This window comes from Flagellimonas sp., from assembly GCF_965233845.1.
GTDB lineage: Bacteria > Bacteroidota > Bacteroidia > Flavobacteriales > Flavobacteriaceae > Flagellimonas.
Genome location: NZ_OZ247584.1, coordinates 3,955,393 through 3,980,479 on the forward strand (window position 1 = coordinate 3,955,393; position 25,087 = coordinate 3,980,479).

Sequence of the window (25,087 nt, forward strand, 5' to 3'; positions counted from 1 at the left end):
ACGTAATTTTTAGTCAAAGGCAAATCCTGTAGCAATTCTGTAAACAAAAGCATAAAGAACTATAAAGAACATGATGAAACAGAACCAGGAAAAGGCCTTAAAATATTTTTCCAAGAGAATATGACCTAAGTTTCGGAATCCCTCTAAGTAGATTTCTTTAATGAGTACTAGTTTTTTCATAAGTATAAGTTTTAAGATTTAAAGACATTACAAAGATTATGCAAGCTCAAACCGATCAGAAAACAATGGGATAAACGGGCGTAAAAATTTGATAAATGCAATCAAATTAGTGGAAAACCCCACTAACGTAGAACTTTCATCGACCAACGGTAAAGGGAAGTATGTTGCTTTATCGAGAGACTTGATCGATAAAGTGCATGGACGGATTTATAAACTAAAAAAGGCCCCGTTTTCGGGGCCCAATATTTGGTTGATTAGTTGTTACATGTTCACAATGATAAATTCCGATCGGCGGTTTTCGCTGTGTTTGGTTCTGCCGCACCGTACTCCATCTGAGCAGTGGTTGAGCAGCTGCTCCTCTCCGTAGCCCACAGCACTTTCTATCCTGCCAGGGTCTATCCCGTGTGCAATAATATAATCCCGTGTTGATTTGGCCCGTTTGTCAGATAGATATTTGTTGTACGCGCGGGTACCAATGGCGTCCGTATGGGATTCAATTTTGATGACCATATCGGGGTATTCGGTCATGACCGCTACCAGTTTGTCCAATTCTTGCGCTGCTCTAGATTTAATATTGAATTTGTCAAAATCAAAATAGATGGTCTCCACCTCTAGCTTTAAGACCCCCTCCTCTTCTGCAATGATCTCTTCCACAGGAATAAGCGATTGTATCAATGAGATATCCTCATTTTCTTTGGTGTCAACATTGGTTGCAGCATCAAAATATCCTTTTTTAACGGTTTTTAAAGTATACCGGGTTGTCGGCTGAAGGTTCTTGAAGATAAAACTTCCATCTGGCTCTGTTCGCAATTGTGCGATTTGGATTTCGTCCTTATCGAAAAGCATCACTTCGGCCTCGTCAATGGCTTCACCCGTTATGTCGTCCAAAACATTTCCAGAAATGGCATTTAGGTTGAGGATGTTTTTAAAGGAATAGATATCATCATCTCCCTTACCACCTTTTCGGTTGGAGGCAAAATATCCTTTTTCGCCACTTTCGTCAATAATATAGGAGAAATCGTCTCGGTTGCTGTTTATGGGTTCTCCAAGGTTGATACCTACACTAAAGATTCCATCAACATGATCAGACTTATATATGTCCAATCCACCGAGCCCCATAGTTCGGTCCGAAGAGAAGTAAAGCGCATCATTGGTGATGTATGGAAACATTTCCTTTTTACTGGTGTTAACAGTTCGCCCTAGGTTTTGGGGCTCTGAGAATTTGCCATTGCCAAGAATATCAGCCACGTAAACATCAGTTCCCCCAAATCCACCAGGTCTGTCAGAAACAAAATAGATTTTTTTGCCGTCAGGACTTACCGAAGGATGCCCCGTGGAGTAGTCTTCGCTGTTGAAAGGCAATTCAACAGCCTTGGTCCATTCGCCGTCCACTAGTTGGGACTTATAAATTTTAAGGTGGTTGATTCCATTTTTGCCCCGCTTTAATTTTTTACCATAGTTGTTACGGGTAAAATAGATGGTTTTTTGGTCAGGGGAGAAGGATACGGAAGCTTCGTGATATTTGGTGTTGATTTTCCTTGAGAACTTTTTAGGCTGGGTCAGATTATCGTTCTCAACATCCGCTTTTGCCACATAAAGGTCCAAAAACGGTTGGTTGTTCCAGCGGTATTTTCTGGTGGCAAGAAAGGAGGAATCCAAGGAAGAAGCAAAAACCACTTCAGAATCGTTATGGAACATAGGTGAAAACTCGGAATATTTGGAGTTAATGGCCAAATTCTTGACCTCCACCAACCGTGGACTCTTCCAAGTGGTTGGGTCTTTTCCTAGCTCGTTCAGGGGCTCGTTTCGTTTTTGCCTAAACAGTTGTGTAAGTTTGGCGGCCCTGCGGTAACGTCCAGTACCCTTAAGAGCGTGGGCATATTTAAAAAACTTTTCTTCGGAGATGTCATCAGTAAAGGTCAAATACAATTCATGGTACCATTTATAGGCTTTTTCCATGTTGCCGGAGAAGTAGTGTGAGTCCCCTGCCCTGGACAACAGCTCAAAAGTGTGTTCTGCTTCACTTTTTTCAAGAACAATGTCGAAAATACGTGCAGCTTCTGCATACCACATCTTATCAAAGAATTCGTTGGCTTGCTTTATAAGCTTTTCCGTTACTCCTTTTTTGCGTACAAATTTGGAAAGGGATTTATTGCTCATCCCCTCCAGATGTTTTAAAAATGCGGTTTGGGAGGAATATGTTTCGCGAACGCTTTGGGTTTCCTTGTATAGATCTTCATCCTCAAATTGCAAAAAGGACACAGATTGGGCATTAAGCCCCAAGGCCAGCATTAGGAATAAAATAAAAACAGGTCTTTTCATAGTCCCTCCTTCTGAACTACACACCATTTGGTATGGTTGCTACATAGGCCTTTTACCTATTAGTAGCATATCTACCGCTAAAATAAAATATGGTATTAGCGCAAATAAGTTTTTGTTGTGAAAGGGGGGAATTATGGCATGAACTAGTCAAATATGTTGTTTTTCATCGACAATCCCCTATAAATACAGGGAATTCGTGAGTAAGAAAAATCTGCCAAAAAAATGGATTTAAGCTTCGGGTTCCTTGCCGCTTTCCAGCTTTTCGTCTTCTTTGGAAGCATCTTTGAATTCTTTAATGCCGCTTCCCAAACCTCGCATGAGTTCAGGAATTTTTTTGCCTCCAAACAGCAAAAGAACAACTACCACAATAAGTACAATTTGCCATGGGCCTAGCATACCAAGAAAAAAAGTTTGAGCAATCATAATCGCAATGCCTTTAAATGAAAGGTAAAATTAGTAAAAAGAACTGTAAGGCTCTAGGTGATTAACGAAAATTAGCAGTTTCAGCAGTTTCTGGAACAAATAGTTGCTCAAGAAGGGGTTTTATAAAAGCTTAACATCTATATAAAAATCTAAGGCTATCTTTGTCCATCATGGCAAAGGACAAGAAGAAAAGAAAAGAAATCAAGCAAAAGCTTCTGCACAAGTATCGTTTGGTGATTTTGAACGAGAGCACTTTTGAGGAGAAGATCTCATTTAAACTGAGCAGACTCAATGTTTTTGTTACCGGAACTCTTTTTATAATCGTCCTAATAGGACTGACCACCTTGATCATTGCCTTTACACCCTTAAGGGAATACATTCCGGGCTACTCTTCAACTCGCCTAAAAAGACAGGCTACGGAGCTTACCTATAAAACGGATTCCTTGGTCACTGTGCTCAATTATACCAACAGGTATTTGGACAATGTGCGTTTGGTCCTCAGAGGAGACGTGGAAAACAATGAGGTCAACCGGGATTCGCTTTTTGAAAAGTACAAATTAGATCCTTCAACGGTGGATTTAACCCCCATTCGGGAGGACCTGTTGCTTCGGGAAGAAGTGGACTTGGAAGACAAGTACAATCTTTTTGAAAGGAACATCGAAAATGTAGGCACCTTGTTGTTTGCCCCACTTAGCGGAACGATATCGCAAAACTTTGACCCCAATAGCAAGCATTATGCAGTGGATGTTGTGGCGCCCAAGGACACTCCCGTTAAGTCCATAGCTGATGGAACGGTACTTTTTTCTGAATGGACGGCAGAGACGGGCTATGTGATCATTGTTAAACACCAGGATGACTTGACCTCCGTGTACAAACACAATGGCTCCTTGAGCAAATCACAGGGAGACTTGGTCAGGGCAGGGGAAGTGATTGCTTCTATTGGAAATACCGGCGAATTGACCACGGGGCCCCATCTTCATTTTGAACTTTGGAAAAAGGGCAAGCCCGTAAACCCACTAAATTATATCGACTTCAAATAAATGTCCCTAAAGTCATTTGCAGCAAAACTTTTTGCCAAAAGAATAGCCAAAAAAACAAGGGCATGGTCCAGCAACCCTATCCAAGTTCAGGATAGGCTGTTTCAAAATCTAATTGCAAAGGCCAAAACCACCCAGTTTGGTTTAGATCATGGTTTTGATGAGATTAAATCGCATGCGGATTTTACCAAAAAGGTTCCTGTACGGGACTATGAGGAGCTCAAGGACTACGTGCATAGAATTATTGATGGCGAAAAAGATGTGCTATGGCCCGAAAAGCCGGTTTACTTTGCAAAAACTTCCGGAACTACTTCTGGAGCCAAATACATACCCATTACCAGGGAATCCATTAAAAATCAAGTTGAAGCCTCCAGAAACGCAATTCTGAGTTACATTCATGAAACGGGGAACGCAGATTTTGTGGATGGCCGTATGATTTTTTTACAGGGAAGTCCGGAATTGGAGGATAAAGGAGGTATAAAATTGGGGCGACTTTCTGGAATATCGGCCCATTACGTTCCCAACTATTTACAGAAAAATAGACTTCCTAGTTGGGAAACCAACTGTATTGAAGATTGGGAAACCAAAGTGGACAAAATTGTAGAGGAGACCGAAAATGAAAATATGACAGTCATAGCCGGCATTCCGTCCTGGGTCCAGATGTATTTTGAAAAGCTGAATGCTAAATCAGGCAAGAAAGTAGGGGAGCTTTTCAAAAATTTTCAATTGTTCATTTATGGAGGAGTGAATTACGAACCCTACCGGGCCAAATTTGAGGAATTGATGGGTAGAAAGGTGGATAGTATTGAATTGTTCCCTGCAAGTGAAGGCTTCTTTGCTTTTCAAGACTCCCAGAAGGAGGAGGGAATGCTCTTATTGCTTAATGCGGGCATTTTCTATGAATTTATCAAGGCGGACGAGTTTTTTGACGAAAACCCCAAACGAATAACCATTAAGGAGGTGGAAGCCGGGGTGGACTACGCCATGATTATTTCAACCAATGCTGGACTGTGGGCCTATAACCTGGGAGATACCGTTCGGTTTGTTTCTACAAAACCCTATAGGGTTGTGGTATCTGGGCGAATCAAACATTTCATTTCTGCTTTTGGCGAACATGTAATTGCCAAAGAAGTGGAGGAAGCCATTCAAACGGCCATTTCAAAGTCAGATGCCATTGTCAATGAATTTACTGTGGCACCACAAACTTCCCCACCTTCTGGAGAACTTCCCTATCACGAATGGTTAATAGAATTTGAAAAGCAACCCTCTGATGTGTCAACCTTCATTTCCCATTTGGAAGAAAGTATGAAGGGCCAAAACAGCTATTATTTGGATTTGATCGCTGGAAATATTCTACAACCGCTAAAAATTTCCAAAGTACAAACAGGCGGATTCCAAGAATACATGAAGACCATAGGAAAACTGGGCGGACAAAACAAGGTGCAACGTCTTTCCAACGACCGTAAGGTGGCTGAAGGCCTGCAACCTTTTCTCTTGTAGAATTCATGAATTATTTTGATTCGATTTCACGAGGTAGCCACTTGACACCTCAAGTCAATTAAATATACTGTAAGCGTAAAACGAGTAGCGGCATTAAAGATATTTGAACAAGCGGGAACTCCCTTTGCGAATTTTATCAGGTAGGGATAACTCTTAAAACTTGATTTTATAACACTTTCTATTCAATTCGGGCATAAAAACATACAGGTTAAAGGTTGAAAATATCTTAAGAGCGATTAATTTTGACTTGTGGTTGGCAAAATCTTTCCGAATGCTGTCTAAAGATTTGGAAACTAATTAAAAAGGTGAAGCAAGAAGTAATCGGATAGCATTGAAATCAACGATCGGGCTATTCGTGAAAAATTAGAACTTAAGAAACATGAGCAAATACTATTTGAACTATCTGGATGAACTGGAATCAGAGGCCATATACGTACTTCGTGAGGTATGGGCGCAATTTCAAAATCCAGTGATTTTATTTTCGGGCGGGAAGGATTCCATTGTCGTGACCCATTTGGCGAAAAAAGCATTTTATCCGAGCAAAATCCCTTTTGCCCTGATGCATGTTGACACAGGCCATAATTTTCCTGAGACCATAAAATTTAGGGACGACCTCATAAGCGATTTGGGGGTTAGGTTGATTGTGGGCTCGGTTCAAGAATCCATTGATACCGGAAGGGTTGCCGAGGAAAAAGGAAAAAACGCCACGCGGAATGCACTTCAGATTACCACGCTCTTGGATGCCATTGAAACCAATAAGGTGGATTGCGCAATTGGTGGAGGTCGAAGGGACGAGGAGAAGGCCAGGGCCAAGGAGCGCTTCTTTTCGCACCGTGACGATTTTGGTCAATGGGATCCTAAAAACCAAAGGCCCGAATTATGGAATCTTTTCAATGGGAAGCACTTTGAAGGAGAGCACTTTAGGGCATTTCCAATTAGCAATTGGACAGAAATGGATGTTTGGAACTACATTAACCGGGAAAACATAGAAATCCCATCCCTGTATTTCGCCCACGAAAGGGAAGTGGTATGGAGGAATGATTCCTGGATTCCAAATTCCGAGTTTTTAAAGTTGGAGGACAACGAAAAAATTGAAACCAAAAGAATTCGATTCAGAACCCTGGGCGACATTACCATTACGGGGGGTATAGAATCGGATGCAGATACTGTGGAAAAAATTGCCCAAGAAGTGGCCGCTATGAGGCAAACGGAAAGGGGCAACCGAAGCGACGACAAACGTTCGGAAACTGCCATGGAGGATAGAAAAAAGCAAGGTTATTTTTAGACAGACAGACAAATGTTAGACAACAATCAGTTATTACGATTTACCACTGCTGGAAGTGTAGATGATGGAAAGAGTACCTTAATTGGGCGACTCCTTTACGATTCCAAGTCCATTTTTGAGGATCAACTGGAAGCCATTGAAAACACGAGCAAGCAAAAAGGACATGCGGGTGTTGACCTAGCACTTTTTACGGATGGGTTGCGGGACGAACGGGAACAAGGAATCACCATTGATGTGGCCTACCGCTACTTTACCACCCCAAGACGGAAATTTATCATCGCGGACACACCAGGCCATATTCAGTATACCAGAAACATGGTAACAGGGGCCTCTACGGCCAATGCCGCAATTATTCTGGTAGATGCCAGACATGGGGTAATTGAACAAACCAAACGACATGCGTTCATTGCCTCCTTGTTACAAATTCCACATATAATTGTGTGTATAAATAAAATGGACTTGGTCGACTTCAAAGAGGAAGCCTACAACAATGTAATTGGCCAGGTCGAGGAGTTTTCATCCAAATTATTGGTGAGAGACGTTCGTTTTATTCCAATAAGTGCCCTATTGGGGGACAATGTGGTTAACAGATCGGAACATATGGACTGGTATCAAGGAGCACCTTTGCTACATACGCTTGAGACCATGCACATCAGCAGCGATATTAACAAAGTGGATGCCAGATTCCCTGTGCAAACCGTTTTGAGGCCTCAAAGTGAAGAATACCGTGATTATCGCGGATACGCTGGCAGGGTTGCAAGTGGCGTGTTCAGGAAAGGGGATGAAGTGACCGTGCTACCATCTGGGTTTACTTCAAAAATAAAATCTATTGATACCAATAATGGAGAGTTGGAAGAAGCTTTTGCCCCTATGTCCGTTTCCATTACACTGGAGGATGATATTGACATAGGCCGAGGCGATATGATTGCACGCTCCAACAACAAACCAGAACCTAGTCAAGATGTGGAAGCCATGCTTTGTTGGTTGCACAATGACCCTGCCAAACCAAGAGCAAAATACACGATCCGGCATACCTCCAATGAGCAGACAGCCATGATCAAAGAGGTTGTTTATAAAATTGACATAAATACGCTCAATAGAAAACCAGACGATGTTGAATTGGGAATGAACGATATCTGCAAGGTCAGAATAAGGACCACAAAACCATTGCTGATAGATTCATATAGGGAGAACAGAACCACGGGAAGTTTTGTTTTAATTGATGAGAATACCAATGAGACGGTGGCTGCCGGTATGGTAGTTTAACCAACAAATAACAGGCTGTATTCCAGAATGCATTGTTTGAGTTTGTTTTCAAGCATTCTGCTGGCTTGTACCTTATTCTTATTAGATTTCGCTTTTAGGCTCAGCTTTCGTAGGAATTCATGTATTTTTGTCGCTAAATTATGATGACCACCAAAGTAAAACAGGCGACCCGCGCACAGGAATCCACTAATGCCATAGAGCGACTTTATATTACCATGCGCCATTTACTGAACCGCGGGTTTTATAAACCATCGGGCGTATCGGGCAATGCGCTTAGGACTGCCCTTCTGTTGTTAAGGCCTGAGATTTATGGTTCTGTTGCAGAGGATAAGGCAGAACTGAACGGACTTATTTATGTATTGGAGCGATTGCCAGAAGGCATAGAGGAATGCCGATTTATCAATCTTACCTCGGATGAGGGATTTTCCAAATCACATTTGTCAGCCATTATTCCTCCTAAAAGAAGGAGGAATTGCTATCGGATAGACGAGGAGCAAATGAATATTGAGATTACTCGTGGCCGAAGTGATATCTATGATATTCTCACCCACCTTACGTTTCTTTACATTGAATCGGGAAAGATCTGCAAACGGGTGTTGGTGAACCAAACCGAAACCATTCGGGACTGGGATAAGCTTTCGGAGTTTATCACTAGTGAAGAAAAGAGTAGTGCCGAAAGGGAAATCGCCATGATTCATGCTGCCAACATTCTAGGCAGGACTTTTGAGGAGGTGGTTGAGATTCAGGATAAACTTAGAACTCAGGAAAATCCAGATCGCTTTTTGGATGTGATTTATTGGCTTGGGAAGTTGGCCATAGAGGAAGAAACAACGGGCTTAAAACGGACCATCACTTTTAGCCCGCTATTGCGTGAAAGATTGGGGCATCATATTCATGGAGAACGATGGGCGGACCTGATCAAGCAAACACTGGTCAAAAACAATTTAATGGATAGGCCTTTGCATATTATTAGCGCCAATATGCACAGCGTCATGAATTCCCTGTTCGCAAAAAAGACCTTGTCCAAGGAATTACCGGAAACAAAATCCTTGGACATTTATGAAGCTTTGAGTTCGTCTAAAAACAAAGGGTTAAGAAAAAAAGTGCAGCAAGTGGCTGAAAAGAACGGGATGTTATTTTTGGATGACAAGTCTGGAGCCAACATCGATGTTCAAATCTTTGACTCGGCCAAATTTGGTGCCAATGCATGCTGTTATGACTTTCCAGATGGAATTTCTGAGGCGGACAAACCTGTTATCTTTGTAATGGACTACGCATTTGGCGAACAGGCGTATGAGACTATAGACGAGCTATTAAAGCCAATAGAGAACAAGGGAAAGAAGCAATTTTTGAATGTGGATTCCATTTCCATTATGGGAAAGGCTGGAATTTTGGAAGGCGGCAAGGGGGATTTGATGATTCCTTCGGCCCATATTTTTGAAGGATCTGCGGACAATTACCCCTTTGACAACGAATTGTGCAAGGAAGACTTTGAAGGGCATGACCTTCTGGTTTTGGAAGGAGCAATGGTAACTGTTTTGGGCACCTCCTTGCAGAACAAGGACATCCTCAAGTTTTTTCATGAATCTACCTGGAACGTGATCGGCTTGGAGATGGAGGGCGTACATTATCAAAAGGCCATTCAATCGGCTTCAAAGATTCGAAAAAGCATTAAAAAGGATGTAAAAGTGCGTTATGCGTATTACGCATCAGATAACCCATTGGAAACAGGGAGTACCTTGGCATCGGGTGGACTAGGAACCACAGGGGTAAAACCAACGTACTTAATTACAGATCGGATTTTAAAACAAATATTCAATTCATAAGATGGCAGAACAACCCGTAAACAACAACAATTCCGACGAAATGGATTTGGGACAATTGTTTCAGATGATCGGAAGGGCTTTCGAACGTTTTTTCAATTTTATTGGCAGCATTTTAAAAGGGGTTTTCCATTTGGTGATTCTGCTTCTCTTATTTATTCAAAAGAACTTTATCATTTTGTCGATGGCATTGGTAATTGGTGCTATAGCGGGCTATTTCTTGGATAGAAATTTGCCGGAAAAATATGTTTCCAAGATGGTGGTGGAACCCAATTTTAACAGTGTCCAACAACTGTACAATAATATTGATTTTTACAATGATTTGGCCACGGCTCAGGATTCAACGACTTTGGCCACAGCGCTTAACATAACCGAACATGAAGCAGGGAGTATTAGGAAGATTTATGTGGACTCTTATTCGGATGAAAATCAAAAAATTGAGCTGTTTGACGACTTCATAAAGAACTTGGATACTACGACGATCAAAACTATTGACTTTGCCAATTATCTAAAAAACTTCAATTCACTTGACGCAAGATTTCATCAGATTTCGGTGGTGAGCACCGATAATAGAGTGGCAAAAAAGTTACAGCAGGCAATAATTGAATCCATTTCCGTTAATGACTACTTTAAACTGCAAAAAAGAATCAACGATAAAAACCTTGATTTACAGGAAAAAATTTATCAGAAGCAATTGACTGAAATTGATTCGCTTCAAAGTCTGTATAGAACTGTTCTGATTAAACAGGCCGACAAGCCTATGCAAGGAACCAACATTAATTTAGCTGAGAATGGTGAATCCCAAAATAAGGAATTAGCTCTGGTGCAAGAGAGAGAAGTGCTCAAGGAACGTTTGGTTGAATTGAACAAGGAACGAGCCAACAAATCTGAAATTCTAAACATTATTAGTGACTTTCCAACTCGCGGTGTAGAGCAAGATGGATTCTGGAAGAATTATAAATTTTTACTGCCCATGATTTTAGTGGGTGCTGTGATATTTATCTTAGCCATTCTACAATTGAACCTTTTTTTAAGCGAATACAAAAACAAAAAGCAACAATAACTATATTATGACATTTGAAGGAAAATCATTGTTGATAACCGGGGGAACAGGCTCCTTGGGAAAGGCATTGACGCAGTACATTTTAAATAATCACGCCGAAATCAGAAGACTTATCATTTTTTCTAGGGATGAGCAGAAACAATTTCAGATGGCTCAGGATTATCCAATAGAAAAGTATCCTCAGATACGTTTTTTTATTGGAGATGTGCGGGATAAGGCAAGATTGATAAGAGCTTTTAAAGGAGTGGATTATGTGATACATGCGGCGGCAATGAAACACGTGCATTTAGCAGAATATAATCCTGAAGAATGTATTAAAACCAACATTGGTGGTGCACAGAATGTGGTTGATGCTTGTTTGGAAACCCAAGTTGAACGAGTAGTTGCACTATCAACAGATAAAGCATGTGCACCAATAAACCTTTATGGAGCAACCAAACTAACTTCAGACAAATTATTCATTGCGGCGAACAACATTAAGGGTAAAAATCCAATACGGTTTTCGGTGGTCCGGTATGGAAATGTAATGGGCTCCAATGGTTCGGTCATCCCATTTTTTATTAAAAGGAAAAAGCTGGACAATAAGCTTCCTATTACAGATAAGAATATGACAAGATTCAACATTTCGCTTTCAGGCGGTGTTGAGATGGTAATGCATGCATTGGAAAATGCTTGGGGGGGTGAATTATTTGTTCCAAAAATACCCTCATATAAGATCATGGATGTGGCACAAGCCATAGGGCCCGAATGCGACAAACCTGTTGTTGGTATTCGACCTGGTGAAAAAATACATGAAGAGATGATCACTCCTTCAGATTCTTTTTATACCTATGATTTGGGCAAGTATTTTGCCATTTTACCTGCAACACCAAATTGGGACTTAACAGAATTTATTCAAGCTTTTAATGCGACTAAGGTACCCCAAGGATTTAGCTATAATTCTGGAAATAACGATGAATGGGAGACCATAGATGGATTAAGGGAGTTGATTAAGAATCATGTTGATGCAACATTTGAGGTATAGATGAATAAAAACCCAATTCCATATGGCAGACAGGACATTGATGATTCTGATATTGAAGCGGTCATTTCTGTCTTAAAAGCAGACTTTTTAACCCAGGGTCCGAAAATCCAGGAATTTGAAAACGAATTTGCAGGATACATTGGTGTCGAATATGCCGTTGCTGTAAGTAATGCCACGGCAGGGCTTCATTTATCAGTGGCTGCTTTAGGCCTAAGAAAAGGAGAAAGAATTATTACCACGCCCATCACATTTGCCGCTTCTGCAAATTGCGCCAGATACATGGGAGCTGAGGTTTGGTTTGCAGACATTGATCCAGAAACATACCTAATTTGCCCCACAAAGACAAGAAAACTTCTTGAAAGCAAACCAGAAGGTTTTTTTAAGGGGATTATTCCAGTTGACTTTGCTGGCCTTCCTGTTAATTTAGAAGAGTTTAGAAAAATAGCAGAGGATTTTGGCTTGTGGATTATAGAAGACGCGTGTCATGCACCCGGAGGGTTTTTTACAGACTCTTCAGGGAACAAACAAATGTGTGGAAATGGACATTATGCGGATATTGGGGTTTTCTCTTTCCATCCGGTAAAACATATTGCCTGTGGGGAAGGAGGGATGATTACAACTAACAACGAAAACCTATATAAAAACCTTCTCAAGTTGCGAAGTCATGGAATTACCAAGGAGAACATGAGCGAAAACCATGGGGGATGGTTTTATGAGATGCAGCTTTTGGGTTACAACTATAGACTTACGGATATTCAAGCGGCATTAGGAATTACCCAGCTGAAAAAAAACCCTAAAGGAGTTATACGAAGAAATGAGATTGCAGATAATTACAAAAGCGCGTTCAACGGAAAAGTAAAATACCAGACACTCCCAGACAACAGCTATAATGCCCACCACCTCTTTGTTATTGAAGTGGAAAATCGAGAAGGGCTCTATAATCATCTGAGAAACAACGGGATATATGCCCAAATACATTACATACCTGTGCATACTTTACCCTATTATAAGGAGATTGGATATGATGGAGCAGACTTGTCCAATTCAGAAAACTATTACAAACGATGTATAAGCCTGCCCATGTACCCTACATTAGGTACTGAAGAACAGGAATTTGTAATTTCCAAAGTACTACAGTTCATCAATGGGTAACTTATGTATCATACCAGCAAGGGGAGGCAGTAAACGAATACCAAAAAAAAACATCAAAAGTTTTTTGGGCAAACCTATTATTGCCTATTCAATAGAGGCAGCTTTAGAAAGCAAATTGTTTGATGAGGTAATGGTATCTACAGATAATGCAGAAATTGCGGAAATTGCAAAAAACCATGGTGCAGAAGTACCATTTCTGAGAACTAAACGCAATGCAGATGATTTTGCAATTTTAGTAGATGTAATATATGAAGTCTACCAGGAGTACTCAAGGAGAAATATAAACTTTACGCATGTATGTTGTATACTGCCCACAGCACCCTTTGTTGGGCCAGATAACTTAAGAAAAGCTTATGAAAAGCTGGTGCAAGAACAATATGACTGCGTTTTGCCAATATTGGAGTTTTCATTTCCAGTACAGCGTTGTTTAAAATTGGAAAACAGTAGGGTTTTGATGGTTCAGCGAGAACATTTAAACACCAGATCTCAAGACTTAGATAAACGGTATCATGATGCAGGTCAATTTTATTGGTTAAGAGCTGAGTCTTTTTTAAGTGAGAGAATTTTGTTCACCGATAATAGCGGTGCGATCATAGTTTCTGGGTTATGTGCTCAAGACATAGATACGGAAACGGATTGGAAATTAGCCGAATTAAAGTACAAACTCATGCTTGATGACCAAGAAACTAATCTTTAGGGCTGATGGAAATTCGACGATTGGATTAGGTCATTTGTACAGATTATTCAGTCTGGTTGAAATAACAAAACACACTTTCGATTTTGTGTTTTTAACACAAAATAGCACAACAAGTTCGGTAATTCCGAAGGAATATGCCACTGTAATTGTTCCAAATGGTATTCGAGTAGAAAATGAACCAGAGTGGTTGGCGTCTACCTTTTCTCCCAAAGAATATTGCATTATTGCAGATGGGTATCAGTTCAACGGAAAATATCAAAATTTACTAAAACAAAAGGGCTTTGGTCTTATGTATATTGATGATTTGGCCACAGAGCATATGTACGCGGATATAATTATTAATCATTCTCCATATATACAAGAAAAGCAGTATTTAAAGGAGAGTTATACGAAGCTGGCACTTGGGACGAATTACGCCTTGGTTAGGCCTCTTTTTTTGGAAGCCGCAAAAGTGAACAGGATAGTTGATAAAATTGAAAACGCATTTGTGTGCTTTGGTGGAGCGGACCCATTCAATCTTACAATTAAGGCAGTACGTGCATTACTGCAGATACCAAGATTTAAGAAAATATATGTGGTCTTAGGGGGCTCTTATCGCGAAAATGAAATTTTTGACTTAGAAAGAAAACATACAAAGGTTTTAAGTGTGAATAAAAATGTCTCTCAAAAGGATCTTTTGAACATAATGTGCAAATGCCACTTTGCAATTGCATCTGCGAGTACGATTTTATACGAACTTTGTTGTGTTAAAATGCCAATTTTAAGCGGGTTTTATGTTGATAACCAAGAATTGATTTACAAAGGTTTTTTACAAAATGCTGCAATCTATGGAGGGGATAATATGAAGAACTATGAAATTTCTGATTTTTTGTATAGGATTGAAATCGTTTTGGGTAATCGTGATTTCAGCAATCTAATAAAGGAGCAAAAAAAGTTATTTGATGATGAAATAGCTGAACGACATCTAAAACTAATTGGAACCCTATGATATCTATTGGAATCCTTTGCAGTGGACTACTAGGTTTGGGAACACTTGTAAAAATAGCAGAAGATTATCCCATAAAATTTATTATGACGGATCGCAATTCCGAAGGAGTTATTAGTTTTGCTGAACAACATCTTATTCCGTTCTATGCGGGTAATCCTAGGGGCGGAAAAGGGTTTGATTTTTTAAAGGAATTTGAGGTTGATGTGATTGCATCTATCAACTATCTTTTTTTGATTGAAGAAGATATTATAGGGCACTCTAATAAATTGACCTTTAACGTTCACGGTTCTTTATTACCGAAGTATAGAGGACGGACCCCACATGTTTGGGCCATTATCAATGGAGAGAAAAAAACAGGAATTACAGCACATCAAATAGATGTAGGCTGCGATACTGGAAAAATAATCCACCAAATCGAAATACCAATTGAGGAAGAAGATACCGGAGCTCAAGTGCTAAAAAAATATTCTGAGGAATATTACCCTCTGGTAAAAAAGGTTTTACAAGATGTTTTAACCGATCAGTTGAAATTGATACCTCAAAATGATGCTGATGCAACCTATTTTGGTAAACGAACACCAGCAGATGGTGAAATTAACTGGAATTGGCCTAAAGAAGCAATAAAAAACTGGGTAAGGGCCCAAGCATTTCCTTATCCGGGAGCATTTGCATTTTGCGATGGACAAAAAATCATTATTGACAAAGTATCAATTTCAAAGGTTGAAACAGAATCTGAACAAAAGAACGGCGAGATTATCCAAACAGCACCAACAGTGGTTGTCAAAACTAGTAATGGTGCACTTTCACTGGATGAAATTCGCGATGCGAATTTCACCTTAACTGTTGGAAAAATATTAAGAAATGAGAATAGGGAATAAGAACATTGGAGGAAAAAACCCATGTTTTATCATAGCGGAATTGTCTGCCAATCACAACGGAAATCTCGCTGTGGCGATCGATACCATTAGAGCGGCAAAAAAAACGGGTGCAGATGCCATCAAATTACAAACGTACACCCCAGACACGCTCACCATTGATTGTGACAATAAGTATTTTAGAATTGAAGAGGGCACCCTTTGGGACGGTAAAACACTCTACGAATTATATGGAGAAGCTTATACCCCATGGGAATGGCACAAAAAACTATTTGAAGTGGCTAGTGAAGAAGGGCTCATATGCTTTTCATCACCTTTCGACTTTAGCGCTGTTGACTTTCTTGAAGAATTGAATGTTCCAGCTTATAAAATAGCCTCATTTGAGATTCAGGACATTCCTCTTATTGAATATGCCGCTTCCAAAGGTAAACCAATGATAATCTCAACTGGAATTGCTGAAAAAAATGATATTCAATTAGCGGTGGATACATGTAGAAAAGTAGGAAACAATGATATTGTTTTGTTAAAGTGTACATCGTCATATCCAGCACCATTGGAACTGGCAAACTTAAACACCATTCCAGATTTAAAAAAAGAATTTGAAGTTGAAGTTGGGTTTAGCGATCACACATACGGTTCTCTAGCACCAACTGTGGCAACTACTTTGGGAGCAAAAGTGATTGAAAAACATTTTATTTTGGACAAGAAAATTGGGGGTCCGGATGCAGATTTTTCTTTGGATGTTGATGAATTTACAGCTTTGGTGAGGCATATTCGAGACACAGAAAAGTTGTTAGGGAAAGTATCATATGAAATTTCTGATAAAGTAAAAAAGAATCGGAAATTTGCAAGATCCCTGTTTGTAGTAAAGGATGTAAAGGCTGGAGATATCTTAACCAAGGAAAATGTTAGATCTATAAGACCGGGCTACGGTTTGCATCCTAAGTTTTTGAACGAGATACTTGGAAAACAATTCTCCAAAGAAGTTAAGAGAGGAGAGCCGTTGGAAAAAGAGATGATTGAATTCAATTGACAATATTCAATACAAAAAAGACAAGATTAAAATTGATTTATGCCTAATGTTTTTTGATCATGAAGAAAATTGCTTTTGTTGAAAGCCGATATGTTACCTACCTATATGATGCGATAGCGGAAAGACTTATCAAAGATGGATTTGAGGTTCATTGGATTGTTTTGAACCATCAGTTTAAGCCAATTCATGGGCATTCGACCATGCTGAAATATCCAAGAGGGAGGAAAATGGAAAGGCACCGAAATGACTATATCAAGAAGGTAATCTCTATAGATAGGCAATTACGATTTTTTGATAAGACGAGCACGGAACATTTTTATTACTATGATGTAAAAATTTGTGAGGCAATAGATAAAATTAGGCCTGATATAGTCTTTGGAGAACCCACTGCGTTTCATCATCTAATTACGTTGGAAATATGTAGGCAACGTGATATTCTGTACCTTTTCCCTGGATCCTGCAGGTACCCGATAAACAGATTTGCTTTTTATAAATATGATTCACTGGAACCCTACATGGGTAGTATGGAGTTAATGGACAAGGCAACTGCTGTTAAAACAATTGAACAAATAGTATCGAGAAAATCACCGCCCAATTACATGGTGTTGCCGAAAATAAGTTATAAGGATAAAATAGCTGACAAAGCCAAAGTACTCAGGGGCTTTCTTGAAGGAGAAAGAAATAATACTCCCCCTCCACTAATAAAAGTAAAGAAAAACAAGTTAAACAAGCTTAACTTGGAGAAATGGGATGAGATTGGAATTAAAGAGTTGGACACTTCTAAGTTTATAATGGTATTCCCGTTGCATATGCAACCCGAATCCAGTATTGATGTATGGGGCAGAAAATATTCAGACCAAAACCATACGATAAAAGAGATTGCAAAGCAACTGGGAGCGGGTGAAATATTATACATTAAGCCCAATCCTAAATCTTCTTTTGAAATTAACGAGGAGCTGATAGACCTTGTCCGTAAAACCAACAATATAAAGGCACTGCACAGTACTATTGGCATGAATGCAATTTTCAATTCGGTTGATCTGTTTATCAATGTGGTAGGGACAATTGCCATTGAATGTGTTTTGGCGAACAAACCCATAATTAGTTTGGTGAAGACGTATTTCAACGATACGGAAAACTCCTTCAATATTTCTTCCTTTGACGAAATACCTGAAATAGTTAAAACGGTTCAGAATAAAAACCACAGGAAGTACAGCAATGAGGAAAAAATAGATTATATAAACAGATTGAATGCTGTAAGCTATAAGGGAGTTATTGCAGATACTTTTTTGAACAAAAATTGCGTAGAAAAATCTAATATTGACAATCTTCATGAGGCTTTTTTACATGTAATTCAATAAACTTTCTAAAAATGGGATATTCTTGTTTTGATTAAGAGAAACCTTCTTTACTTCCTCACCTTTGGTTTAAGCAAATCCACTGTTTTTTTCGCCCCTTTGTTATTGACGGAATTTATGACTAAGGACGAATACGGCAAGGTAGAATATGCGCTCGGCGGTTTAGGTTTTATTATTAACACTATTCTAGGTTTTGGGATTCCTGCGTCCTACGCCTTCTTTGTCTTAAAAAAGGGAGACTTGAAATCCAAAACAGGATACAGTCTTTATATTCTGTTCTTGTCTATTTACTTCTTGCTTATTCAAGTACTGTTTCCTTTGGTTCCCAGACATATTTATTTGTCTTTGGTTATAAGTTTCATATTGGCAAATCAAGTATATTATTCATACGTTTTTAAGGCAGAAGGAAAAGGGATATATGCTACCTTGATGGATTCTGGAGTTTATATTGTTATATTATTGGTAATCTTGGGAAGTACTATTGTTGGTTCAAAGATTGACCTTGATTCCTTTTTTGCACCAATGTTAACCTATAGTGCGGCCTTTGTTGTAAAAGGCATATACGATAACAGAAAGTTGATTCTAACAAAGGCACTTTTGCAACTTAAAAAAATAGTTTCGTATAGCCTTCATCTATTGATTGGTGCGTTTGGAATAATACTACTTTTAAATTCCGGAAGGTTCATTCTGGAGTTTTATTCAGATAAGTTTGAAGAAATAGGAATCTTTGGGTTTTATCTTAGAATTTCAGGTATTTCCCTAGTGATTTTTCAGATGTTATTCATTCTTTATTTTAAAGAAATGTATGTAAGAAGCATTAAGTATTTGGACAAAATATTTTCTTTTTTCCTGATTTTTATGCTGTTATATTCAATAACTAGTTTATATGTTTTGCCCTTGATTTTAGACCGCTTTTCTCAATTTTTCGGTGAAACATTTTCCTCGAACCGAACTTTGTTCAGTACGCTTACTTTTTTCACCTTTTTTTGGACAGGTTACAACCTTGTTTCAAACATTGTGGTTAGGGAAGGTTTAGCAAAAAACTATAACAGTTACCTGTTGGTCATTGTGGCCTTGTTTACGATAGCCTTGATATTGGTTCCGGGAATCAACGTGAAAATATTTTCAATGATTCAGTTGATAATAGGGGCATTGGTCGTTTTTACGCAGCAAATATTATTGTTTAGAAAAGGATATTTTCTTAGTAGAACAACATATACATTGATTTTAGGTGTTGTTCTTACCTCTATCTTTGTATTGATTTATTAAGTAATAAACGATGGAAACGAAAGTAGCATCTCCAATGAAATCTGCCATTTATGGTGTTATTTTTTGGGCGTTACTTTACTTAGTTTCTCCAATAAATTACAAGTACCCAATATCTTTTACAGCCTTTTTTTTATTGGCATCTTCATATTTACTCTTTTTTACCGGCTATTTTTTTGGCGGTAGAATCAAATTAATAAAACTTCCGCTTGGGACACCCAAGGAACAAAAGTGGCTCTATTATTTCTTTTTTTTGGTGTCTTTGTTCTCAGTAATATTTATCATAGTAGATAAGTTTTTATTGAGAGGAGTAAGCCTAGGGACAGGTGCCTTTGAAAATAGGGAAACACTTCAGAATTTCCCTCCAACAATTATTGGTGTCATAGGCAATGTTTTTAAAGCAAGCGTGTTCCTCACCATCTTTTTATACTATAAATTCAAGATTAAAATTCGGGTGTTTGAAATTGCCAACTATTCCTTTCTAGTATATTTTATATTGGAAAGCTTTTTAATGGGGTCAAGGTCCACACCGGTTTTTTATTCAGTTCTGACATTATTGATTTTAATGCACTTTGGCAAAATCAAGATTAAGCTGAAATATTTGATTCTATTGCTTTCTTTAGGGATTGCTTTTTTTGTGGTTCTTACAGAGGTATATATATCTAGGACTGTTGAATTCATGGAAACAAGGGAACGAGCCATTGAGTTTATTCTTATGAAAGGAAGTTACATGGATTACACAAATTTGGACAAAGGATTTGTAAAGTTTGTCCTCTCATTGGATTCTTACTACTTACAGTCATTTTTTGTGGGCTTGGCTTCCTTTTTGGCCTATTACCTACATAGTGTTGTAGAGTACTCCTATCTTTTAGACCATTTTGATTCATCAGCCCGAATGGGCACCCATACTTTTTTTGTAATAACCAAATTCTTCGAAATAATTTTAGGAATATACGATGGGAGAACTTATGAATATATACCAAGATTGGGCAAGTACACTACTTTTTTTGGGGACATTTACATGGATTTTAAATATTTCTCCCTAGTGTTCATGCTTTTCTTTGGCTTTTGGCAAGCCCAGTTATATAAAAGGGCGGTTAACAAAAATGGCTTCGCGATAATTCCGTTACTTCTTTTTTTATGTATGCTGAATTTTATTTTTCCCGTTTTTAACTTGATATCTGGAGGTAATGGCCTCTATTTAATAGTTGGATTCTTAATTTTAAATTTTGTTTATAGACTTCTTTCCCATATCAATTTTAGTAATTCTGCAGGGTGAACAATGTTAGATGGAAAATGGCATGGAATGTTTTGAGCTGTATAGCCTTTTTGGGCTGTGTTGACAACCATGCACCGATTACGAAGCACCGAACTAAAGAATCCATACAGAAAGATGCGATTAATGATTCTGCATGGGTTAAAAACAAAGAATATGCGTATGGCGATATTAGAAGATATGGCTTTGTTAATAAAACGCTTTCCCAAATACAGTTGGATTCCATTATGGAACTTGCCGATCAAGGAATTAAGATTGTTTTTCCTTCAGGATCATATCCTATAGATTTTAATATTCATAACAGAGAGAATATAAAATTTCATTTCAATGGTTCCACCATAACCGGCAAACTATCATTACACAATGCTCAAAATATTGAGATTACTGGAGACCTAGAAATATTGGATATATTGTTTCTCAGAGATTCAAAGCAAATAGTTTTTGAAAACATAAGCGTAAGTACGGATATTGATAAATGCAAGAGCAAAAAAGCGAACAGGGGGGTAAACATATATTCAGGCTGCAACAACATATCATTTGATAAGCTTAACATTTCAAACTTTGGTGGTGAAGGTGATTTTTTTGCTTATGCCCATGCGGCTCTAATGATTCATGGATTTGAGAATACTCCGGAGAATATAAGAATCAAGAATATTTTGATCGAAAACTCTAAAAGAACGGGAGCCTATATATCAGGAAAAAACCATGGGATAGGCAGGATTGAAGTTGTAAACTATGGCCTGAGCAACCGTTCTATGGACAGCAAACCCGTTGAGAAAGCATCTATAGGTGAGGAAAAAATATATAGTGGAATCTGGATGAATTTGACGGAAAACAATTCAATAGACACGCTGATTGTGAGGAACCAAAAGTCAATGGGAAACTATAGTGTTATTTTTGATGAAAGTTTGGGAACCATACCAAATATTATTAAGACTATATCCTTGTCAGATCCTAACATCCATAAAACAGATTATAATTCAAACATTCTGGTTCTAAATGAGTTTTAATTGGTTTTTTGAACATAGGAATTACATCTACCATTTTCTGTTATTTTTTTTGGTTGTATCCCTTCCATGTGGTTTTAAGCCTAGCACCATTACTTTGTATATTTTGATCTTGTTTTTTTTTCTTGATAAAAAAAAGAACATAATTGTCAAAATCCGGATGTTGCTTAGAAGTAGATTGGTTCTTTTGTATGCGCTGTTTTTCTTAACACAACTGGTTGGATTAGTCTATACGGAAAACCTTCAGGCAGGGACACGTAAAACAATGGTATTGTTGCCATTTCTTGTTTTGCCCGCCATTATTGTAGGTGAAGCAAAGAATGTTTTTGTAACAAAGCTCTATTCCGCTTTAAAATTTGCCGTTCCGTTGGTCTTTGTTGTCATGGCCCTACTTTACTTTATAAGTAAAGATTTCCATGGCCTGGGAAGTTTTGTACAGCTTTGGTTTGTAAATCGATTGGGAATAAGCCAGTTTTATCTTGTGTTTCTATTATTGCTGCCAATTTTTTTCTGTGCAAAGGATATCGAAAATAAGAACGCCCTGTTGAACACAATCTTGGTGTCTTCCAGCTCCTTTTTTATATTGTTGATGAATAATTTTACAGGTCTTCTTTTTTTGGTAGTGGCCCTTGCGTTGTTCTTAAGAAATTTGTTTCGCAACGCATCAAAAGGCTATTTCTTGGTAATTATGCCAACTGTAATCGTTATTTTGCTCATGGTTGTTTTGGCAAACCCAACCATAGAAAAAAAATTTGACCCCTTGATAACAACTAGTATGGAAATCAATGAAATTAAGGTCAAGAATAAATATGGCTACACAAGAAACACCTTTGAACACAGGCTATACATACACTATCTGGCAATCTCTGATTTCAAGAACAACTTCCCAATTGGTGTTGGTACTGGGGATACCCAGGAATATTTAAATCAACTTTATCGGAAGAACAACTTTCTCGTGGGAATAAAGCGTGAGTTAAACGCACACAGCCAATATTTGCAGGAGTATTTGAAAACAGGCCTTTTGGGATTTTTGTCCTTGTCATTGCTTTTTTTTTACATGTTGAAGCACTGTCAAAGTAGAAATTCTATTTTTTTCTTTTATATCCTATTTTTTGCTGTGGCCTGCGCAATGGAGAGCTACTTGAATAGGTATCATGGGGTAATCATTTGTTCTGGCATAATACCTCTTTTGATGATTTACGGAGCAAACAAAGAAATAAAATAAGTTAAGTTGTCCGGTAGACAGAAACTAATTCTGAAAAATTTTTTTGTATTTCGAAATACTGGCTGCATCTTTTGAGTCCGTTGGCGCCAAGACGTTGTCTTAATTCCTCATTGTTAATCAATCTGGCTATATATATGCGGGCTTCCTCGAAGTTGTTATAAAGATAGCCAGTTTCTGTATGTGCCACCGCATCTTTGTTTCCAATCACGTTTGAAGCCACAACAGGTTTACTAAATGCCATTGCCTCCAAAACAGCAATTGGCAAACCCTCCCAGAGAGAGGTTTGCAAATAGATATCCACTTTGTTAAGGTGTGCATAGCCCTCCTTTTTATCGGTGAACCATCCTGTAACTTTTACATTGGGGGCGGTGATTAGGTGTCGCAATTCACCATCACCTATCCATAAAAAATTAACTTCTGGAAAGGTCAGGGCTATTTCATTAAAGAACTTTGGGTTTCGTGCAAAAGTCAGCCTACTTAATATACCTATTGTGACAACCCCATTACTGTTTGGAGAATAATAGTCCGATAATTTTGACAGATCTACCCCATTTCTAACAAGTATTGCATTACCCAACTTTTTAGCATATTCCAGCTCTGTATCACCACAGGCCACTATAGTGGATCTGGAAAGAAAAGAAACTAGTTTTTCAACACCATAAAAAAACCTCCGCTTAACAACTGAAATGTCCTTTCTTAAAAAAGCAAAACCATGGGCCGTATAGAAAACTTTGATTTTAGCTCCAAGCAAAGTAGATACCAACCTTCCAAGAATTCCTGCTTTTGAAGAATGAGCATGGATTACGTCAGGATCTAATCTTTTGAGCTCCTTATATAACGCAATAAAACTTTTTGAATCTTGAACTGGATGTATTTCTTTGGCCATATTCAGCTCAACTAGGGTCGTAGACTTAGGAATGGAGGTTATGTCAGTCCCCTTTCTTAGCCCACTATATATGATAATATTGTGGACATCCTTATCCTTTGCGATGACAGAACTCAAATCTTTTAAATAAGTCAACACTCCTGTTGCCAAAGTTTCTGTAATATGGACGACCTTTAATTGCTTCATTTAATTAATTTCGCCAAAATTACTTCTAAAAAGAATTAGAATGGCAAATTATTTGATATTTGGAGGAAGCGGCTTTATTGGTTGGCACTTGGCAAATTATATTGCGGATCATTTAAAAGGAAATGCAGTTATATTTGATATTGAAAACGCCAGAAATTCGGATATAGAGTTTGAAAGAATTGATGTCAGAAATAGTATATGCTCGAATTATTCTCCCAATGGCGAATCTGTTATTTTTAATCTAGCTGCCGTACATAGAACCCCTGGCCACCCGTCAAATGAATATTTTGAAACCAATTTGCAAGGAGCAGAGAACGTATGTAATTATGCAAGAGAGCACAAAATTAATACCATCGTGTTTACCAGTTCAATTGCGGTGTATGGCACATATGAGCAACAAAAGAACGAGAATACCATACCCATGCCAGATATACCCTATGGAATATCCAAGTTAACAGCAGAGTACATTCATCGATTATGGCAATTGGAGGACCCTGAACAAAGAAAATTGATAATTGTAAGACCTGGCGTTGTATTTGGCGAACATGAAAATGGAAATTTTACAAGACTGATTAACTCGATATCAAAGGGCCGTTTCTTTTATCCAGGTAGAAAAGATACAATAAAAGCGTGTATTTATGTAAAAGACCTAGTAGAGACAATGATGAACATGCTTTCAAACGAAAAAAGCGGTATTCATCTATATAACATGACCTATGACCCGCCTCCCTCTATTGAAGAAATCTGTGGGGTTATAGGTGAAACGGCTAAGGTTAAAAAACCAAAAGTTAAACTGCCCGCAACCATTCTGCTTATGGTTTCCAGAGCCGTTTACACAATTACACAGAATGAAAACTTCCATCCAGACAGGGTCAAAAAACTAATGGTGTCAAACAACATAAGCGGAACAAGGCTGAACGATGAATATTCTATGAAGTATGGATTGCTGGGGGGGATTGTCAATTGGATGAAAGAAACGGGATTTGATCAAAGAAAAAAGGAAATCCATTAAAAGGATCTAATCAATTTTCCAACCTAGCCTGTGTTTTGGTTATCTCCTTCATTGCCGTATCATTTGGCTTTACACCAAGCTTACAAAGCGGTATGTGCAAACTGAATTCTATTTAATCAGTTTTCATTCACAAGTCCATTTATTTGAAACTCCATTCGCTGTGCTGTGATTAATACAGGGTTGCATGGTTAACTAAAACGTGT

Annotated in this window: 22 protein-coding genes; 18 read left to right on the forward strand and 4 right to left on the reverse strand. The window is 38.4% G+C overall.

The annotated features are described in order from the left end of the window. Window positions 1-9: 9 nt before the first annotated feature. The 3 genes from ACO6S0_RS17610 to tatA form a co-directional block, all read right to left on the reverse strand. A complete protein-coding gene (locus tag ACO6S0_RS17610) occupies window positions 10-180 on the reverse strand; it encodes a DUF6747 family protein (protein WP_422349600.1) in 171 nt (56 codons plus the stop codon). A gap of 261 nt (window positions 181-441) precedes the next feature. Further along, window positions 442-2,502 carry an OmpA family protein gene (locus ACO6S0_RS17615; RefSeq protein WP_422349601.1) on the reverse strand — a complete coding sequence of 687 codons (2,061 nt, stop codon included), beginning with the start codon at window positions 2,500-2,502 and terminating at the stop codon, window positions 442-444. Window positions 2,503-2,730: 228 nt separating this feature from the next. Further along, complete coding sequence (gene tatA / locus ACO6S0_RS17620) at window positions 2,731-2,925, reverse strand: twin-arginine translocase TatA/TatE family subunit (protein ID WP_138836833.1); 195 nt, start codon at window positions 2,923-2,925, stop codon at window positions 2,731-2,733. A gap of 170 nt (window positions 2,926-3,095) precedes the next feature. Here tatA and ACO6S0_RS17625 point away from each other — a divergent pair, with 170 nt between their 5' ends. The 17 genes from ACO6S0_RS17625 (at window position 3,096) to ACO6S0_RS17705 (ending at window position 22,800) form a co-directional block, all read left to right on the forward strand. Further along, complete coding sequence (locus tag ACO6S0_RS17625) at window positions 3,096-3,965, forward strand: M23 family metallopeptidase (RefSeq protein ID WP_422349602.1); 870 nt, start codon at window positions 3,096-3,098, stop codon at window positions 3,963-3,965. Then, window positions 3,966-5,462 carry a GH3 auxin-responsive promoter family protein gene (locus tag ACO6S0_RS17630; protein WP_422349603.1) on the forward strand — a complete coding sequence of 499 codons (1,497 nt, stop codon included), beginning with the start codon at window positions 3,966-3,968 and terminating at the stop codon, window positions 5,460-5,462. A gap of 379 nt (window positions 5,463-5,841) precedes the next feature. Then, window positions 5,842-6,747, forward strand: coding sequence for a sulfate adenylyltransferase subunit CysD (cysD, locus tag ACO6S0_RS17635; protein WP_422349604.1), 906 nt, complete (start codon window positions 5,842-5,844; stop codon window positions 6,745-6,747). A gap of 12 nt (window positions 6,748-6,759) precedes the next feature. Further along, a complete protein-coding gene (locus ACO6S0_RS17640; RefSeq protein WP_422349605.1) occupies window positions 6,760-8,013 on the forward strand; it encodes a sulfate adenylyltransferase subunit 1 in 1,254 nt (417 codons plus the stop codon). Window positions 8,014-8,153: 140 nt separating this feature from the next. After that, window positions 8,154-9,839: a DUF6909 family protein gene (locus ACO6S0_RS17645; protein WP_422349606.1), complete on the forward strand. Its 1,686-nt coding sequence runs from the start codon at window positions 8,154-8,156 to the stop codon at window positions 9,837-9,839. Window position 9,840: 1 nt separating this feature from the next. Next, the gene (locus ACO6S0_RS17650; protein ID WP_422349607.1) at window positions 9,841-10,899 is read left to right on the forward strand and encodes a hypothetical protein; all 1,059 of its coding nucleotides are present in this window, start codon (window positions 9,841-9,843) and stop codon (window positions 10,897-10,899) included. Between the two features lie 7 nt (window positions 10,900-10,906). Beyond that, a complete protein-coding gene (gene pseB / locus ACO6S0_RS17655) occupies window positions 10,907-11,923 on the forward strand; it encodes a UDP-N-acetylglucosamine 4,6-dehydratase (inverting) (RefSeq protein WP_422349608.1) in 1,017 nt (338 codons plus the stop codon). Next, entirely contained in the window at window positions 11,924-13,075 is a 1,152-nt protein-coding gene (pseC, locus tag ACO6S0_RS17660; RefSeq protein WP_422349609.1) for a UDP-4-amino-4,6-dideoxy-N-acetyl-beta-L-altrosamine transaminase, read from the forward strand. It abuts the gene before it with no gap. After that, window positions 13,068-13,772, forward strand: coding sequence for a pseudaminic acid cytidylyltransferase (gene pseF / locus ACO6S0_RS17665; RefSeq protein ID WP_422349610.1), 705 nt, complete (start codon window positions 13,068-13,070; stop codon window positions 13,770-13,772). Before pseC ends, pseF begins: the two co-directional genes overlap by 8 nt. Next, window positions 13,750-14,760 carry a UDP-2,4-diacetamido-2,4,6-trideoxy-beta-L-altropyranose hydrolase gene (gene pseG, locus ACO6S0_RS17670; protein ID WP_422349611.1) on the forward strand — a complete coding sequence of 337 codons (1,011 nt, stop codon included), beginning with the start codon at window positions 13,750-13,752 and terminating at the stop codon, window positions 14,758-14,760. The genes pseF and pseG overlap by 23 nt, the downstream gene beginning before the upstream one ends. After that, window positions 14,757-15,638, forward strand: coding sequence for a methionyl-tRNA formyltransferase (locus ACO6S0_RS17675; protein WP_422349612.1), 882 nt, complete (start codon window positions 14,757-14,759; stop codon window positions 15,636-15,638). Before pseG ends, ACO6S0_RS17675 begins: the two co-directional genes overlap by 4 nt. Beyond that, a complete protein-coding gene (pseI, locus tag ACO6S0_RS17680; protein WP_422349613.1) occupies window positions 15,622-16,668 on the forward strand; it encodes a pseudaminic acid synthase in 1,047 nt (348 codons plus the stop codon). The genes ACO6S0_RS17675 and pseI overlap by 17 nt, the downstream gene beginning before the upstream one ends. Before the next feature lie 200 nt (window positions 16,669-16,868). Next, window positions 16,869-18,029, forward strand: coding sequence for a hypothetical protein (locus tag ACO6S0_RS17685; RefSeq protein ID WP_422349614.1), 1,161 nt, complete (start codon window positions 16,869-16,871; stop codon window positions 18,027-18,029). Between the two features lie 114 nt (window positions 18,030-18,143). Beyond that, window positions 18,144-19,295: a hypothetical protein gene (locus ACO6S0_RS17690; RefSeq protein ID WP_422349615.1), complete on the forward strand. Its 1,152-nt coding sequence runs from the start codon at window positions 18,144-18,146 to the stop codon at window positions 19,293-19,295. Between the two features lie 298 nt (window positions 19,296-19,593). Continuing rightward, entirely contained in the window at window positions 19,594-20,571 is a 978-nt protein-coding gene (locus ACO6S0_RS17695; protein ID WP_422349616.1) for a hypothetical protein, read from the forward strand. Next, entirely contained in the window at window positions 20,568-21,578 is a 1,011-nt protein-coding gene (locus ACO6S0_RS17700) for a hypothetical protein (protein ID WP_422349617.1), read from the forward strand. Before ACO6S0_RS17695 ends, ACO6S0_RS17700 begins: the two co-directional genes overlap by 4 nt. A gap of 157 nt (window positions 21,579-21,735) precedes the next feature. Continuing rightward, on the forward strand, window positions 21,736-22,800 hold the full coding sequence (locus ACO6S0_RS17705; RefSeq protein WP_422349618.1) for an O-antigen ligase family protein: 1,065 nt from the start codon (window positions 21,736-21,738) through the stop codon (window positions 22,798-22,800). A gap of 1 nt (window position 22,801) precedes the next feature. Here the strand turns inward: ACO6S0_RS17705 and ACO6S0_RS17710 are convergent, their stop codons facing one another. Next, window positions 22,802-23,872 carry a glycosyltransferase gene (locus tag ACO6S0_RS17710; RefSeq protein ID WP_422349619.1) on the reverse strand — a complete coding sequence of 357 codons (1,071 nt, stop codon included), beginning with the start codon at window positions 23,870-23,872 and terminating at the stop codon, window positions 22,802-22,804. 40 nt (window positions 23,873-23,912) lie between these two features. Here ACO6S0_RS17710 and ACO6S0_RS17715 point away from each other — a divergent pair, with 40 nt between their 5' ends. After that, window positions 23,913-24,884 carry an NAD-dependent epimerase/dehydratase family protein gene (locus ACO6S0_RS17715; RefSeq protein ID WP_422349620.1) on the forward strand — a complete coding sequence of 324 codons (972 nt, stop codon included), beginning with the start codon at window positions 23,913-23,915 and terminating at the stop codon, window positions 24,882-24,884. The last annotated feature ends 203 nt before the right edge of the window (window positions 24,885-25,087 follow it).

What these genes read in the sequence shown, in the direction of transcription:
- ACO6S0_RS17610 (WP_422349600.1), bottom strand. Translation starts at nt 180, where the DNA reads ATGAAAAAACTAGTACTCATTAAAGAAATCTACTTAGAGGGATTCCGA.
- ACO6S0_RS17615 (WP_422349601.1), bottom strand. Translation starts at nt 2,502, where the DNA reads ATGAAAAGACCTGTTTTTATTTTATTCCTAATGCTGGCCTTGGGGCTT.
- tatA (WP_138836833.1), bottom strand. Translation starts at nt 2,925, where the DNA reads ATGATTGCTCAAACTTTTTTTCTTGGTATGCTAGGCCCATGGCAAATT.
- ACO6S0_RS17625 (WP_422349602.1), top strand. Translation starts at nt 3,096, where the DNA reads ATGGCAAAGGACAAGAAGAAAAGAAAAGAAATCAAGCAAAAGCTTCTG.
- ACO6S0_RS17630 (WP_422349603.1), top strand. Translation starts at nt 3,966, where the DNA reads ATGTCCCTAAAGTCATTTGCAGCAAAACTTTTTGCCAAAAGAATAGCC.
- cysD (WP_422349604.1), top strand. Translation starts at nt 5,842, where the DNA reads ATGAGCAAATACTATTTGAACTATCTGGATGAACTGGAATCAGAGGCC.
- ACO6S0_RS17640 (WP_422349605.1), top strand. Translation starts at nt 6,760, where the DNA reads ATGTTAGACAACAATCAGTTATTACGATTTACCACTGCTGGAAGTGTA.
- ACO6S0_RS17645 (WP_422349606.1), top strand. Translation starts at nt 8,154, where the DNA reads ATGATGACCACCAAAGTAAAACAGGCGACCCGCGCACAGGAATCCACT.
- ACO6S0_RS17650 (WP_422349607.1), top strand. Translation starts at nt 9,841, where the DNA reads ATGGCAGAACAACCCGTAAACAACAACAATTCCGACGAAATGGATTTG.
- pseB (WP_422349608.1), top strand. Translation starts at nt 10,907, where the DNA reads ATGACATTTGAAGGAAAATCATTGTTGATAACCGGGGGAACAGGCTCC.
- pseC (WP_422349609.1), top strand. Translation starts at nt 11,924, where the DNA reads ATGAATAAAAACCCAATTCCATATGGCAGACAGGACATTGATGATTCT.
- pseF (WP_422349610.1), top strand. Translation starts at nt 13,068, where the DNA reads ATGGGTAACTTATGTATCATACCAGCAAGGGGAGGCAGTAAACGAATA.
- pseG (WP_422349611.1), top strand. Translation starts at nt 13,750, where the DNA reads ATGACCAAGAAACTAATCTTTAGGGCTGATGGAAATTCGACGATTGGA.
- ACO6S0_RS17675 (WP_422349612.1), top strand. Translation starts at nt 14,757, where the DNA reads ATGATATCTATTGGAATCCTTTGCAGTGGACTACTAGGTTTGGGAACA.
- pseI (WP_422349613.1), top strand. Translation starts at nt 15,622, where the DNA reads ATGAGAATAGGGAATAAGAACATTGGAGGAAAAAACCCATGTTTTATC.
- ACO6S0_RS17685 (WP_422349614.1), top strand. Translation starts at nt 16,869, where the DNA reads ATGCTGAAATATCCAAGAGGGAGGAAAATGGAAAGGCACCGAAATGAC.
- ACO6S0_RS17690 (WP_422349615.1), top strand. Translation starts at nt 18,144, where the DNA reads ATGACTAAGGACGAATACGGCAAGGTAGAATATGCGCTCGGCGGTTTA.
- ACO6S0_RS17705 (WP_422349618.1), top strand. Translation starts at nt 21,736, where the DNA reads ATGTTGCTTAGAAGTAGATTGGTTCTTTTGTATGCGCTGTTTTTCTTA.
- ACO6S0_RS17710 (WP_422349619.1), bottom strand. Translation starts at nt 23,872, where the DNA reads ATGAAGCAATTAAAGGTCGTCCATATTACAGAAACTTTGGCAACAGGA.
- ACO6S0_RS17715 (WP_422349620.1), top strand. Translation starts at nt 23,913, where the DNA reads ATGGCAAATTATTTGATATTTGGAGGAAGCGGCTTTATTGGTTGGCAC.